Below are 13,193 nucleotides of genomic sequence, written 5' to 3' on the forward strand. Positions count from 1 at the left end.
CCGTTTCCGATCCAGGATCGGCCGTGAACCCGGAGCGAGCGCACGGGCGGGGCTGGGTACGTATCCCCGCCAGCCGCACGGACCCGGAGCCGTACCCGTCCGCGCCGGTGGGTGTGCCCGCGCCCATGCCCCCGCCCCCGCCCTCGCCTGCGGCCGTGCAGTCGACCATCTATCTCGCGCTTCTGAACCGTTGGCGAGAAGCCGGCCGGACACTCCCTGGGCATCCTGATGCAGAGTGGGAGAGACTGATCTCGCAGCCCACGTGGCCCGGCCCCTGGCGCAGTGGTCCCTACCGCCAGACAGACTGACCCGGGCCTCCCGGCGGACCTCCGGAGGGCCGTATGGCAGAGGCAGAGCCGACTGGCCCGGTGATCGGGCCGGGGGAGCGGCTGGCCATGAACCGGATGGGCAGCTTCGACTGGGATCTGGACCGGGCGACGTTCGACCTCGATGACGCCGGGCTTGCCGTGTTCGACATGGAGCGGTCCGAGTACGACCTGAAGCCGCAGACGCTCAGTGCCCGGGTGTCGATCGAAGAAGGCGCACGGCTGGACGCCGCCGTGCAGCACGCGCTGCACACCGGGGAGGAGCAGTACGGCGCGTACTTCAAAATGACCCGCCGCGACGGCACCGAGCAGTGGTCGCACTCCCAGGGGCGCATCCTGCGGGACGGCCAGGGCCGGGCCCGCCGCATCATCGGGATCGTCCGGGACGCCACCGCCGAGCTCGCCCACTCCACGCTGGTGCGCTCGCTCGAGGCGCAGCGCCAGAAGCAGACGACGATCGTCCAGCGCACCACCGAGGCACTGTCGCGGGCCGTGACCGTGGACGACGTGACGGCGGTGCTGACGGGCGCGGGCGGGCTGGAGCGGCTGGGCGCCCAGGGGCTCGCCCTCGGCCTGGTCGAGGGCGACGCGTTCAAGGTCATCGCGCTGAGCGGGGAGTCCCTGGAGATCCTGGACGACCTGCGCTTCAACAAGCTCGACAAGTCGCTGCCGCTCGGTGAGGCCGTACTGACCCAGCAGCCGCGGTTCGTGAGCTCGCTGTCCGATCTGGCCGACAAGTTTCCGCTGCTGGCGCCCTATCTGCCGAGGCTCAGATACAACGCCGCCGTCTATCTTCCGCTGGTCGCCCAGGCCCGGTCCGTCGGCGGCCTCGCGCTCTTCTACCGGCGGCGCACGGACTTCAGCCCCGAGGAGCGCAACCTCCTCCTGGGCCTCGCGGGCATCGTCGCCCAGTCCCTGCAGCGGGCCATCCTCTTCGACCAGGAGCGGGAGTACGCCACCGGCCTTCAGGCGGCCATGCTGCCGCGCCGTATCCCCGAGATCATGGGCGGCGAGATCGCGGTCCGCTACCACTCGGCGTGGGGCGGCCGGGAGGTCGGCGGTGACTGGTACGACGTCATCCTGCTGCCCCGGGGGCGGGTGGGCATCGTGGTCGGCGACGTGCAGGGGCACGACACCCATGCCGCCGCGATCATGGGCCAGCTGCGGATCGCCCTGCGTGCGTACGCGGGGGAGGGCCATCCCCCGTCCACCGTGCTGGCGCGCGCCTCGCGGTTCCTCGCCGAACTCGACACGCAGCGCTTCGCCACCTGCACGTATGCCCAGGTGGACCTGGAGACCGGAGGCGTACGGGCGGTACGGGCGGGGCACCTGGGGCCGCTGATCCGGCACAACGACGGCCGGACCGGGTGGCCGAATCTGCGCGGGGGACTGCCGCTCGGCCTCGCCACGGTCTTCGAGCAGGAGGAGTACCCGGAGACCCGCCTCGACCTGGTGCCCGGCGAGACGCTGGTGCTGTGCACCGACGGCCTCGTCGAGGAGCCGGGGCTCGCCATCACCGACGGCATGGACGCCCTGGCGCACGAGGTGCGCACCGGCCCCCAGGGGGCGGGAGAACTGGCCGACCACCTTTCCGACAGGCTGTGGCAGCGCTGGGGCTCCGGCGACGACGTGGCGCTGCTGGTGCTGCGCCGGGAACCGGACCCGGGCACCCACCGTGCGCCGCGCATCCACCAGTACGTCCACCAGGCCGACCCGGAGGGGCTCTCCGAGGCCCGGTACGCGCTGCGCCAGGCGCTGCGGGACTGGGGCATGGCGGCGCTGGCCGACGATGTGGAGCTGGCGGCCGGGGAGCTGCTGGTGAACGCCCTCCTGCACACCGACGGCGGCGCGGTGCTCACGCTGGAGGTGCTGCCCGAGCCGGTACGGCGCATCCGCCTCTGGGTCAAGGACCGCTCCAGCGTCTGGCCACGGCGCCGGACGCCCGGGGAGGCCGCCACCACCGGCCGGGGGCTGCTGCTCGTCGACGCGGTGGCCAGCCACTGGGGGGTGGAGCCCCGCGGCGACGGGAAGGCGGTGTGGTGCGAGTTCACCGCGCCCGCGGCGGCGGGGCACTAGCCAGAGGTTGCTCAGGGTGTCTGTCGCGACACGCCGAGTTGTGGAGGGTGCGAGGTGGGGCGAACATCGATGCATGGAACGGAATCAGCCATGCGATGGATGAGTAGGACGACCGTCATGGGCCTGCTGGTGCTCCTGCTCCTGGCCGCCGGTCTGCCGACCGTGGCCGCGTACACGTCCGGCAGCCCCCTCGGCGGCCCGAACTGCCAGGCCGTGGCCTTCATGTCCGTCGTGGGCATCGGACCCGACTGCGGCGACCAGGAGCCGGGCGCGGCCCCCTAGGGTCTTTCGTTTGGATCAGGCCGGATCAGTGAGCGGGGTCTGGTGCGTGCAGCTGCAAGGCGGAGGAAGGAGCCACTGCGGAGCATTGGCGACTGACGACAACGCAGCAGATGTGCGTGCCAGGGCACGCGAGCCCGGCAAGATCCGAACGAGAGGCCCTAGGGGCCGACCAGCGTGACCGGGCTCTCCTGGCCGGCGAGGAAGTGCGGCAGGGGGAGCCAGCCGCCCGCCGTGCGGAGCGACATCAGCCTGGCCTCCACCTGCGCCGCCCCCGCCGCGTACACGGCACCCTCCGTGCTCCGGGTGTCGACCTTCCCGGTGTTGGTCCACGGGTGCTCCTGTCCGTCGCAGACGGCGGTGCTGCCACCGATGCTGTGTGACGCGCTGTTCTGCTTGAGGGTGGTCGCGACGAATACCGGACCGGACCCCGAGTCGTTGATGCAGCGGTAGGTGCCGGACAGGGTGACGAGCCCGTCCGCGGCGAGGTGTCCGTACTGCTGGACGGACACACTGTCGTAGGGTTCCGCCGCCTCGGTCGCGACCGGAAATGCCGCGGCCACCAGAATGCCGCCCACCACTGTGCCGAGCATGCGCATGACTGCCTCCGTGAACTGGAAAACGAAATGTTCTGGGTTCGCCAGTTTTGCGCTTCGGTGCGATGAAACCGATGCGCCAGGGGTCGTGTCGTCCGCGTGCACGCGGAATTCACGCGCGAGGATGCTCCGGGGCGGCGGACAGCGGCACCACACCGCCGCCCCGGAATCAGATGGTGCAACGACGTACGCCGGGAAAAGGTCACGGGGAATTCCCGCCGCCACGTTCGTGTATGCGCACCGGTGGCATTCGTCCGTCCAGGTGAATATGCGCCGGAAGGGGGCCTACGGGGCCACTAGGGTGCCGAGCCATGACCTCAACTCATACTGCAGCAAGCAGCTTTCAGCGAGGCCAGTTGGGCACCCTCTCGGTGCTCACATGGATCGGCGATCCCGCGGAAGGGCAGAACATTCCCTATCTGCTCGCTTTTTCGCTCGGAGACGGAACGGACGGACCCGAAGCGGGGGAGGCTGCCGTCCGGGCGCTGATCGTGGAATGCGGGTTGTCGGTGGGTGGCGGAGTGCTGGACGGCACCCGCGTTCCCAGCCTGCCGGTCAAACTTCTGGTCGAGGGCGGACAGGCCGTGCTCAACATGCCGTATCTGAGCGCCCAGTGCCCCGCCCCGCCGGAGTGGCTGCAGTCGGCCAACGAACACGAAGAGGTCTACTTCCTGCTGGCCAGCCGCCCGTGGCCGGAGGCGACGCCGGGCAAGCCGGTCAGCGAGGAGATGCTCAAGGCATTCGTGGGCGACGAGCAGACCCTCACCACGGCGGCGCACTGCCTGCTGCCGGTGACCCGGCTGCGTAAGTGACCCGACCCCGGAGCCGGCCGGTCGCCCGAGGGTGACCGGCCCACGGGGTTCCAGTACGGCGGCGGTTCCCCGGTCGCGCTCCACCGGCGTCACGCCGACCGCCACCGCGAGGGCGCCGTACCCTGGAGGTATGAGCACCGCCCCCACCCCCGGACCGCGCGCGTCGAAGCACGACTCCCAGCCCAAGCCGGCGCTGGTCTTCGACGATCCGACGGACCAGCAGTCCTCGGACGATACGGACCGCGGGTGGGGCGAGCGGCCTTCTGCGGGTGACAGCGCCACCGATCTGGCCCGCTTCCTCGACGAGAAGCCGCCCCACCACTTCTGAGCTCTGGCTACCGCTCGCGCCCGGAACCCGAGTCGCGCTGCGCGACCACGGCGTCCCGGATCTCCTTCAGGACCTCCAGCTCGGTCAGTTCGACCACTTCCTTCGCGCCTTCCTTCGCGGCCTCCCGGGCCGCCCGTCGGGCGAGGTACTTCGCCATGGGCAGCACCATCAGGAAGTACACGACCGCGGCGGTGATCAGGAAGCTGAGCGTCGCGCTGAGCACCGAGCCCCACATGATCGGGATGCCCGACGCGGCCTCGCCCGTCTTGGGGTCGATCTTGCACGGGTCCTTGAGGCAGTAGGTGTACTTGTTGAGGTCCTTGGTGCCGAAGGCGCCGACCACCGGGTTGATAAGGCCCTTGACCACGGCGTTCACGATCTGGGTGAACGCGGCGCCGATGACGACGGCGACCGCCAGGTCGATCACGTTGCCCCGCATCAGGAAGACCTTGAAGCCCTCCAGGACGCCGACCTTCTTCTCGCTCACCACTGAACCCTTCGTCGCCTGCACAGGACACGGAACAAACCGCTCCGAAACCTACGGCAGCGCGGGGGATCACCGTCCAGTCGATGTGCGCGATCTGATGACGTGACTGCGTATCCGTGCGATTCAGCACACGATCACCGCAAGTTGAGAGGTCACGCCGGCGCCCGCGAGCGCCGTCGCCGTGGTGCGGGGGACCGACAGCACTACCAGCGCCCCGCCGTCCTCCACCGCCCGGTCCGGCCTGGGCACTTCGGCCACCCGCGCCGACGCCGCGACCACACGGGCCCGGGAGTCCCCGCCCGGCGAGGAGTCGGCCGCCACCACGTCCACCCGGTCGCCGGGGCGCAGCAGCCGTACCGTCGCCGCGTCCGCGATCCGTACCGGAGCGGAAACCCGCTTCACCGCGGCCGGCCGGTGCCCGGCCGGCGAGGCTGCCGCCTCTGCCGCCGCACTGACCGGAGGCCCGGACCCGGCCGCCATCGCCGCTGCGGCCATCGCCAGCCCCGCGGCCATCGCCCGTCGCCTGCGCCGCACGGCCCGCCGCAGCCGGTGCGCACCGCCGCGCACCCGCAGGGGAGCGAACATCGGCACGACGCGCGGCGGAGGAGCGGGATGCGGCGCGGGAAGGGAGGACGTAGGAGAGGAGGTGGGGAGGGAGGTGGGGGACATGGCTACACCGCCTGCCGTGTGCGGGACTTCGGCCGAACGACCGAACAGCCCTCACGATCCCCTGTCCCGCCCGATCCCGCCGAGCCCTGTGGACGAGTACCCCGGTGTGGAGAACTCGCCCACCCTCCAAGGTGATTACGGCAGCTCGAAGCCCAGGTCCCAGCCGTCGTGGGCATGGGTGCACAGGCAGTCCCGCGCCTCGGTGGCCGGCAACTCCGCCACCGCATCGAAGAGCACGTCGCGCAGCCGCCCCACGTTCTCGCCGAATACCTTGAGCACCTCGGTGTGCGAGACGCCCTCGCCCGTCTCGGCGCCCGCGTCCAGGTCGGTCACCAGTGTCAGCGAGGTGTAGCAGAGCCCCAGCTCCCGGGCGAGCACCGCCTCCGGGTGCCCGGTCATGCCCACCACCGACCAGCCCATCGCCGCGTGCCACTGCGATTCCGCGCGGGTCGAGAAGCGCGGCCCCTCGACGACGACCAGCGTCCCGCCGTCCACCGGTTCCCAGTCCCGGCCGCGCGCCGCCGCGAGCGCCGTCGCCCGCCCGACCGGGCAGTACGGGTCGGCGAACGTCGTGTGGACGACATTGGGGATGCTGCCGTCCGGCAGCGGCTCGCCGTCGAAGTAGGTCTGCGTACGCGCCTTCGTACGGTCCACGAGCTGGTCCGGTACGAGCAGCGTCCCGGGCCCGTACTCCGCCCGCAGCCCGCCCACCGCACACGGTCCCAGCACCTGGCGCGCGCCCACCGAGCGCAGTGCCCACAGGTTGGCGCGGTAGTTGATGCGGTGCGGCGGGAGGTGGTGCCCGCGGCCGTGACGGGGGAGGAAGGCAACCTGCCGGCCCGCTATTTCACCAAGGAAAAGGGAGTCGCTCGGCTTTCCGTACGGGGTGTCCACCTCGATCTCGGACACGTCCTCCAGGAAGGAGTAGAAGCCCGAGCCGCCGATAACGCCGATCTCTGCGTTCGCCATGGCGATCACCCTAGGCCCTGTCCGGTCGCGAAGAACGCCGGGGACCCCGCCGTACATGAAGTACGACGGGGTCCCCGGCGGAAGGCGGAAGCCTCAGGCAGCCGAGGAGGAGCTGCCCGCGGAGCTGCCGGCGGCACTCGCGGAGCTCGTGGAGCTCGACGACGAGGCGGACGACGACGCCGGTGAAGAGCCCGAGGACGAAGAGCCCGAAGACGACGAGGCCGACGTCGAAGCCGCCGGCTTGGCGGCCGGTGCGCTGCTCGACGACGAGCCGCGGCTGTCGTTCCGGTAGAACCCGGAGCCCTTGAAAACGATGCCGACCGCGGAGAACACCTTCTTCAGGTGTCCCTCGCAACTCGGGCACTCGGTCAGGGCGTCATCGGTGAACTTCTGCACCGCCTCGAGGCCCTCGCCGCACGCGGTGCACTGGTACTGGTAGGTCGGCACTTGCTCCTCCTGGCACTCTCACTCATTGAGTGCTAACGACGTTCCATACTGACGTATTCCACTGGATCAGTCCACCGTCACCGGCACGCGGTGACCGATACCACTACGAGTCCCCCGAGCCGCGATCCGGCCCGGCGCCCTCGGCGACAGCCGTGAACGCAGCGCCACCAGGGTCGCCAGCGCCAGCGCCGTGCCCACCAGGGGCACCACGAAGCCGGCGCTCGCGCCGTGGGCGTCGGCCAGCCGGCCGGCCACCGTGACAGCTGCCGCCTGGCCGAGCGCGACCGCGCCGGTGAGCCAGGTGAAGGCCTCGGTCCGGGCGGTGGCCGGGACCAGCTTCTCGACCAGGGTGTAGCCGGTGATCAGCGCGGGCGCGATGCACAGGCCGACCAGCAGGCCGAGCGCCCCGAGCACCGGTACGGAGTGCACCGCCCACAGGGCCGAGGTCGCCAGGGTCAGCGCGGTGTAGCCGAGGAGCAGGCGCCTGCGCGGGCCGGACTTCCAGGCGATGGCGCCGCAGGCGATGCCCGCGAGCATGTTGCCGGCCGCGAAGACGCCGTACAGCAGACCGTTCGCGCCGGGGTTGCCGATCTCCTGGGAGAACGCGGTGAGCGAGACCTGCATGCCGCCGAAGACGGCGCCGATCCCGAGGAACGCGATCGCCAGGACCCGCACGCCCGGCACGGAGAGCGCGGAGGTGTGCGGTGCGGCGTCGGTGCCGGCGGCGGTGCCGGAGCCGCGGCTCGGCTTCGGCTGCGTACGCCGCTGCGCCGCGAAGAACAGGCCGCCGACCAGCGTCAGGCCGGCCTCGGCGGCCAGGCCGGCCGCGGGGTGCACGCCGACGCACAGCGCCGTCGCCAGCACCGGGCCGATGACGAACGTGAACTCGTCCGTCACCGACTCGAACGCGGCGGCGGTGGACATCAGCGGCGAGCCCTCCAGCTTCGCGGCCCAGCGGGCCCGCACCATCGGCCCGACCTGCGGGACGGAGGCACCGGCCGGGACGGCAGCGACGAAGAGGGCCCACATCGGGGCGCCGACGAGCGCGAGAGCGGTCAGCGCGCTGACGGAGGCCGCGTGCACCAGGACACCCGGCAGCAGTACGGCGCTCTGTCCGAAGCGGTCCGCGAGCTTGCCGCTCTGCGGTGCGAACAGCGCCATGGAGACGCCGGTGACCGCGGCGACGATGCCGGCGCTTCCGTACGAACCGGTGGTGTGCTGCACGAGCAGCACGATGCCGATGGTCAGCATCGCGAAGGGCTGGCGGGCGGCGAAGCCGGGCAGCAGGAAGCCCCAGGCGCCGGGTGTGCGCAGCAGTTGCCCGTATCCCGGGCGGGAGTCCTTGGCGGTGACCGCGACGGTGTTGACCGTGGTTGGCACGGTCCTTGCCTTTCTGCTGCCTGGTAGTGCTCCCCCGTCACAGGCCTTGTGAGCCGTACGGGAGCCCCGAGAGCTGTCCTCACGCGCAGGACCGGGGTAGATACCAGGGCCATCCCCAGCGGAGGGGGGGCCGCGGCCGCCGAGCGGTCGCGCCAGCTCTGCGTCAGGCAGAGTTGGTCGATCAGTGTGCCTTCATGCTACAGGGAAATTGGCCTTGCGTGCCTGTGATTGCGCATACACGGGGGATCGTTCACCTGCGATTAACCGGAGCTTCGGGGTCCGTGTCTGCGTCCATTCCGGCCCGTCCCCAGCCACCCGGCCAGCTTTCCGCCCTGCCCGACGGCGCGCAGCCGCGCCTCCGCCGCGTCCCGCACCGGATCCGTCGCCACCACCAGCAGCTCGTCGCCCCGCCGCAGCACGGTAGTGGGCGCCGGTACGAAGCTCTTCCCGTCCCGTACGACCAGGGTGACCGCGGCGCCGGGCGGCAGTCGCAGCTCGCTGACCTCGACGCCGTGCATCCTCGACTTCTCGGGGATGGCGACCGACAGCAGATGGCCGCGCAGCCTCTCCAGCGGCGCCGACTCGACGCCCAGGTCGGCCGCGGTGTCCGAATCGCCCAGCTGCAGCTTGCGGGCCAGCCAGGGCAGTGTCGGCCCCTGGACGAGCGTATAGACGACGACCAGCACGAAGACGATGTTGAAGATCCGGTCGCTGCCCTCGACCTCCGCCACCATCGGGATGGTGGCCAGGATGATGGGCACCGCGCCCCGCAGGCCCGCCCACGACATCAGGACCTGCTCCCGCCACGGCAGCCGGAAGGGCAGCAGGCTGACGAAGACAGACAGGGGCCGTGCCATCACGGTCAGCACCAGTCCCACGACCACGGCCGGCCAGAAGTCCGCGACCAGCTCGTGCGGGGTCACCAGCAGTCCGAGCAGGACGAACATGCCGATCTGGGCGATCCAGCCGATCCCGTCCGCGAACCCGCGGGTGGCGGGCCAGTGCGGGAGCTTGGCGTTCCCCAGGACCATCGCCGCAAGATAGACGGCGATGAAGCCGCTGCCGTGCGCCATCGCGCCGGCCGCGTAGGCGACGACCGCGATGGCCATCACCGCGATCGGGTAGAGGCCGGAGGCGGGCAGGGCCACATGGCGCAGCCCGTACGCACCGAGGAAGCCGACGGCGAGCCCGATGGCCGCGCCGATCGCCAGCTCCAGGGCGATCTTGCCGACGAGTACGTACCACTCGTCGACCGGGCCGGCCGTCGAGAAGGCCACCACCAGGATCACGACCGGGGCGTCGTTGAAGCCGGACTCCGCTTCCAGCACACCCGTTATCCGGGACGGCAGGGGGACCTTCCGCAGGACGGAGAAGACCGCGGCGGCATCCGTCGAGGACACCACCGCACCGATGATGAGCGCCTGCCGCCACTCGAGCCCGACCAGATAGTGCGCGCCCGCCGCCGTGACGCCGACGCTGACCGCGACGCCGACCAGCGACAGCGCGGCGGCGGCCGGCAGCGCCGGCCTGATCTCTTTCCACTTCGTGCCCAGACCACCCTCGGCCAGGATCACCACGAGGGCGGCGTAGCCGATGACCTGCGTCAGCGCGGCATTGTCGAAGACGACGCCACCGACGCCGTCCTGACCGATGGCGATACCGATGCCGAGGTAGATGAGCAGGCTGGGGAGCCCGCTGCGCGACGAGACACGTACCGCCGCGACCGCGACGAGCAGGACGAGCGAGCAGATCAGCAGGAGCTCATTGAGCTGGTGGACAGTCAGGGCCGGCCTTTCCCTCGAATCCCTCAACGCCTGCCGGATCGTTCCACCGGCGGCAGGTACTTCGTTACCTTACCTAATCTTTGACGCGTTCTTTACGCGCCCGCCCGCCCGTGCGACAGCAGTTCGACTGCGTTACTGATACCGCGTCCGGACCGGGTGAGCGCTGCGCCTATGGTTGCTCCCAGCACTCCCAGGACCACCCTGCCCCTCGAAGGACAGCGATGCCCGCCAACGAAACCGCCTCTTCCGGCAAGAAGAAGGGGCGACGTGCCCGCCTGATCTTGATCATCCTGGTGTTGGCGCTCGTCGCAGGTGTCGGGTACGGCGCGTACTGGAGCGTCGACAGCGTCCGTGCCTCGTTCCCGCAGACCACGGGGACGGTGCGGCTCAAGGGCCTCTCCGGTCCCGTCGACGTCAAGCGCGACGACTACGGCATCCCGCAGATCTACGCGAACTCCGACGCCGACCTGTTCCGGGCGCAGGGCTTCGTCCAGGCTCAGGACCGGTTCTGGGAGATGGACGTCCGCCGGCACATGACCGCCGGGCGTCTGTCGGAGATGTTCGGCAGCGGCCAGGTCGAGACGGACGCGTTCCTGCGCACCCTCGGCTGGCGCCGGGTGGCGCAGACGGAGTACGACACCAAGCTCACGCCGGAGACCAAGAAGTACCTCCAGGCGTACGCCGACGGGGTCAACGCGTACCTCGGGGACCGCGAGGGCAAGGAGCTGTCCGTCGAGCACGCGGCTCTCGGCCTGAGCAACGACTACAAGCCCGAGAAGTGGACGCCGGTCGACTCGGTGGCCTGGCTCAAGGCGATGGCCTGGGACCTGCGCGGCAACATGCAGGACGAGATCGACCGCTCGCTGATGACCAGCAGGCTTTCCCAGGCGCAGATCGACGAGCTCTACCCGCCGTACCCGTTCGGCCGGAACAAGCCGGTCGTCGAGGGCGGCCAGGTCGACACCGCCACCGGGACGTACGAACCGAAGGGCGGGTCGACGGGCACCTCCGGGTCCGCGGACGGCAGCACCGGCGGCGACACGTCCGGCGACACGTCCGGCGACACCGGCGGCGACACCGGACAGGGCAGTGCCCAGGGCGCCGCGCAGGGTCTGCAGACGCAGCTCTCGGCCCTCTCCGACACCCTCGACGAGATCCCCGCGCTGCTCGGCCCGAACGGCAACGGCATCGGCTCCAACTCCTGGGTCGTCTCCGGCAAGTACACGACCACCGGCAAGCCGCTGCTCGCCAACGACCCGCACCTGGCGCCCCAGCTGCCTTCGCTCTGGTACCAGATGGGCCTGCACTGCCGTAAGGTCTCGCCCTCCTGCCAGTACGACGTCGCCGGCTACACCTTCTCCGGCATGCCGGGCGTGATAATCGGCCACAACCAGGACATCGCCTGGGGCATGACCAACCTCGGCGCCGACGTGACCGACCTCTACCTGGAGCAGGTCACCCCCGAGGGCTACCTGTACGACAAGAAGACCCGGCCCTTCACGACCCGCGAAGAGGTCATCAAGGTCGCGGGCGGCGCCAGCAGGAAGATCACCGTACGCACCACAAACAACGGCCCGATCGTCTCCGACCGGAGCGACGAGCTGGCCAAGGTCGGCGAGAATGCCCCGGTCGCCGCGTCCGCTCCCGACCGCGGCAACGGCTACGCGATCGCGCTCCGCTGGACCGCCCTCGACCCGGGCAGGACCATGGACGCCGTCTTCGAGCTCAACCGGGCAAGGGACTTCGCGGGCTTCCGCAAGGCCGCCCGCAACTTCGAGGTCCCCTCGCAGAACCTGATCTACGCCGACAGCAAGGGCGCCGAGGGCAACATCGGCTACCAGGCGCCCGGCCGCATCCCGGTCCGCGGCAAGGGTGACGGCCGGATGCCCGCCCCCGGCTGGGACCCCGCGTACTCCTGGAAGAGCGGCGAGGGCGCGTACATTCCGCAGGACGAGCTGCCCTGGGACCTGAACCCCGAGCGCGGCTACATCGTCACCGCAAACCAGGCGGTCGCCGAGCCGGGCGAGGGCGCGTACCCCTACGCGCTCACCACGGACTGGGGCTACGGCGCCCGCAGCCAGCGGCTCAACGACCTCATCGGGACGAAGACGCAGGACGGGGGGAAGATCTCGACCGAGGACATGCAGAAGATGCAGATGGACAACCACAGCGAGATCGCCGTGCTGCTGAAGCCCATCCTGGCGGAGATCGACGTCTCGGACCCGAACGTCCGCGAGGCGCAGCAGCTGCTCGACGGCTGGGACTACACCCAGGAGCCGGACTCGGCGGCTGCCGCGTACTTCAACGCGGTCTGGCGCAACATCCTCAAACTCGCCTTCGGCAACAAGCTGCCCAAGGAGCTGCGGGTCGAGGGCGAGTGCCTGAACGTCCGGCCCGCGGACTCCACCGGTCCGGTGGACGATCTCGCGAAGCCGGTCCGCGAGTGCGGCGAGCGCGACGGCGACACGGCCCAGCCGGACGGCGGCGACCGCTGGTTCGAGGTCGTACGGAAGCTGATCAAGGACGAGGAGAGCGCCTGGTGGCAGGCGCCCAAGACCCGCCTGGACCCGGCGACCAAGACCCGTGACGAGCTCTTCGCCCGCGCCATGAAGGACGCCCGCTGGGAGCTGACCGCCAAACTCGGCAAGGACGTCGACAGCTGGAGCTGGGGCCGGCTGCACCAGCTGACCCTGAAGAACCAGACGCTCGGCACCGAGGGGCCCGGCTTTATGCAGTGGCTCCTCAACCGCGGCCCGTGGAACCTGGGCGGCGGCGAGGCCGCGGTCGACGCCACCGGCTGGAACGCGGCGGACGGGTACGGGGTCATCTGGGTCCCGTCGATGCGGATGGTCGTCAACCTGGGTGACCTCGACAAGTCCCGCTGGATCAACCTCAGCGGCGCCTCCGGGCACGCCTACAGCACGCACTACACCGACCAGACCGACAAGTGGGCCAAGGGTGAACTGCTCGACTGGGCGTTCACCGAGGAGGCGGTCGACAGGACGACAGCCGACGCCATGGTGCTCACGCCGTAAAGGTG

Annotated in this window: 12 protein-coding genes; 5 read left to right on the forward strand and 7 right to left on the reverse strand. The window is 70.6% G+C overall.

Annotation, left to right across the window (positions count from 1 at the left end):
- The first annotated feature begins 341 nt into the window (after positions 1-341).
- Both NLX86_RS20395 and NLX86_RS20400 read left to right on the forward strand, forming a co-directional pair.
- Entirely contained in the window at positions 342-2,402 is a 2,061-nt protein-coding gene (locus NLX86_RS20395) for a SpoIIE family protein phosphatase (RefSeq protein ID WP_254373174.1), read from the forward strand.
- A 99-nt stretch (positions 2,403-2,501) separates the two neighbouring features.
- Entirely contained in the window at positions 2,502-2,684 is a 183-nt protein-coding gene (locus tag NLX86_RS20400) for a hypothetical protein (protein ID WP_254373175.1), read from the forward strand.
- Positions 2,685-2,842: 158 nt separating this feature from the next.
- On the opposite strand, the gene NLX86_RS20405 is transcribed toward NLX86_RS20400, so the two are convergent.
- The gene (locus tag NLX86_RS20405; protein ID WP_254373176.1) at positions 2,843-3,280 is read right to left on the reverse strand and encodes a DUF6299 family protein; all 438 of its coding nucleotides are present in this window, start codon (positions 3,278-3,280) and stop codon (positions 2,843-2,845) included.
- 308 nt (positions 3,281-3,588) lie between these two features.
- On the opposite strand from NLX86_RS20405, the gene NLX86_RS20410 reads away from it, so the two are divergent.
- A complete protein-coding gene (locus NLX86_RS20410; RefSeq protein WP_254373177.1) occupies positions 3,589-4,089 on the forward strand; it encodes a DUF5949 family protein in 501 nt (166 codons plus the stop codon).
- A 130-nt stretch (positions 4,090-4,219) separates the two neighbouring features.
- Positions 4,220-4,417 carry a hypothetical protein gene (locus NLX86_RS20415; protein ID WP_254373178.1) on the forward strand — a complete coding sequence of 66 codons (198 nt, stop codon included), beginning with the start codon at positions 4,220-4,222 and terminating at the stop codon, positions 4,415-4,417.
- 7 nt (positions 4,418-4,424) lie between these two features.
- On the opposite strand, the gene mscL is transcribed toward NLX86_RS20415, so the two are convergent.
- From mscL to NLX86_RS20445, 6 genes are all read right to left on the reverse strand, one after another.
- On the reverse strand, positions 4,425-4,907 hold the full coding sequence (mscL, locus tag NLX86_RS20420) for a large conductance mechanosensitive channel protein MscL (protein WP_374213916.1): 483 nt from the start codon (positions 4,905-4,907) through the stop codon (positions 4,425-4,427).
- A gap of 120 nt (positions 4,908-5,027) precedes the next feature.
- Positions 5,028-5,489, reverse strand: a complete 462-nt coding sequence (locus NLX86_RS20425; protein WP_308409618.1) for a hypothetical protein — start codon at positions 5,487-5,489, stop codon at positions 5,028-5,030.
- A gap of 219 nt (positions 5,490-5,708) precedes the next feature.
- The gene (locus NLX86_RS20430; protein WP_254373181.1) at positions 5,709-6,542 is read right to left on the reverse strand and encodes an S-methyl-5'-thioadenosine phosphorylase; all 834 of its coding nucleotides are present in this window, start codon (positions 6,540-6,542) and stop codon (positions 5,709-5,711) included.
- 93 nt (positions 6,543-6,635) lie between these two features.
- Complete coding sequence (locus NLX86_RS34790) at positions 6,636-6,989, reverse strand: FmdB family zinc ribbon protein (RefSeq protein ID WP_254373182.1); 354 nt, start codon at positions 6,987-6,989, stop codon at positions 6,636-6,638.
- Positions 6,990-7,055: 66 nt separating this feature from the next.
- Positions 7,056-8,369, reverse strand: coding sequence for an MFS transporter (locus NLX86_RS20440; RefSeq protein ID WP_254373183.1), 1,314 nt, complete (start codon positions 8,367-8,369; stop codon positions 7,056-7,058).
- Between the two features lie 260 nt (positions 8,370-8,629).
- A complete protein-coding gene (locus tag NLX86_RS20445; protein WP_254373184.1) occupies positions 8,630-10,180 on the reverse strand; it encodes a potassium/proton antiporter in 1,551 nt (516 codons plus the stop codon).
- 194 nt (positions 10,181-10,374) lie between these two features.
- Here NLX86_RS20445 and NLX86_RS20450 point away from each other — a divergent pair, with 194 nt between their 5' ends.
- Positions 10,375-13,188: a penicillin acylase family protein gene (locus NLX86_RS20450; RefSeq protein ID WP_254373185.1), complete on the forward strand. Its 2,814-nt coding sequence runs from the start codon at positions 10,375-10,377 to the stop codon at positions 13,186-13,188.
- Positions 13,189-13,193 lie beyond the last annotated feature (5 nt).

Source organism: Streptomyces sp. A3M-1-3 (assembly GCF_024213665.1).
Lineage (GTDB): Bacteria > Actinomycetota > Actinomycetes > Streptomycetales > Streptomycetaceae > Streptomyces.

Excerpts from the sequence above, each read along its gene's own strand:
- NLX86_RS20395 (WP_254373174.1), top strand. The coding sequence starts at position 342 with ATGGCAGAGGCAGAGCCGACTGGCCCGGTGATCGGGCCGGGGGAGCGG.
- NLX86_RS20425 (WP_308409618.1), bottom strand. The coding sequence starts at position 5,489 with ATGTTCGCTCCCCTGCGGGTGCGCGGCGGTGCGCACCGGCTGCGGCGG.
- NLX86_RS20450 (WP_254373185.1), top strand. The coding sequence starts at position 10,375 with ATGCCCGCCAACGAAACCGCCTCTTCCGGCAAGAAGAAGGGGCGACGT.
- NLX86_RS20400 (WP_254373175.1), top strand. The coding sequence starts at position 2,502 with ATGAGTAGGACGACCGTCATGGGCCTGCTGGTGCTCCTGCTCCTGGCC.
- NLX86_RS20415 (WP_254373178.1), top strand. The coding sequence starts at position 4,220 with ATGAGCACCGCCCCCACCCCCGGACCGCGCGCGTCGAAGCACGACTCC.
- NLX86_RS20405 (WP_254373176.1), bottom strand. The coding sequence starts at position 3,280 with ATGCGCATGCTCGGCACAGTGGTGGGCGGCATTCTGGTGGCCGCGGCA.
- NLX86_RS20430 (WP_254373181.1), bottom strand. The coding sequence starts at position 6,542 with ATGGCGAACGCAGAGATCGGCGTTATCGGCGGCTCGGGCTTCTACTCC.
- NLX86_RS20410 (WP_254373177.1), top strand. The coding sequence starts at position 3,589 with ATGACCTCAACTCATACTGCAGCAAGCAGCTTTCAGCGAGGCCAGTTG.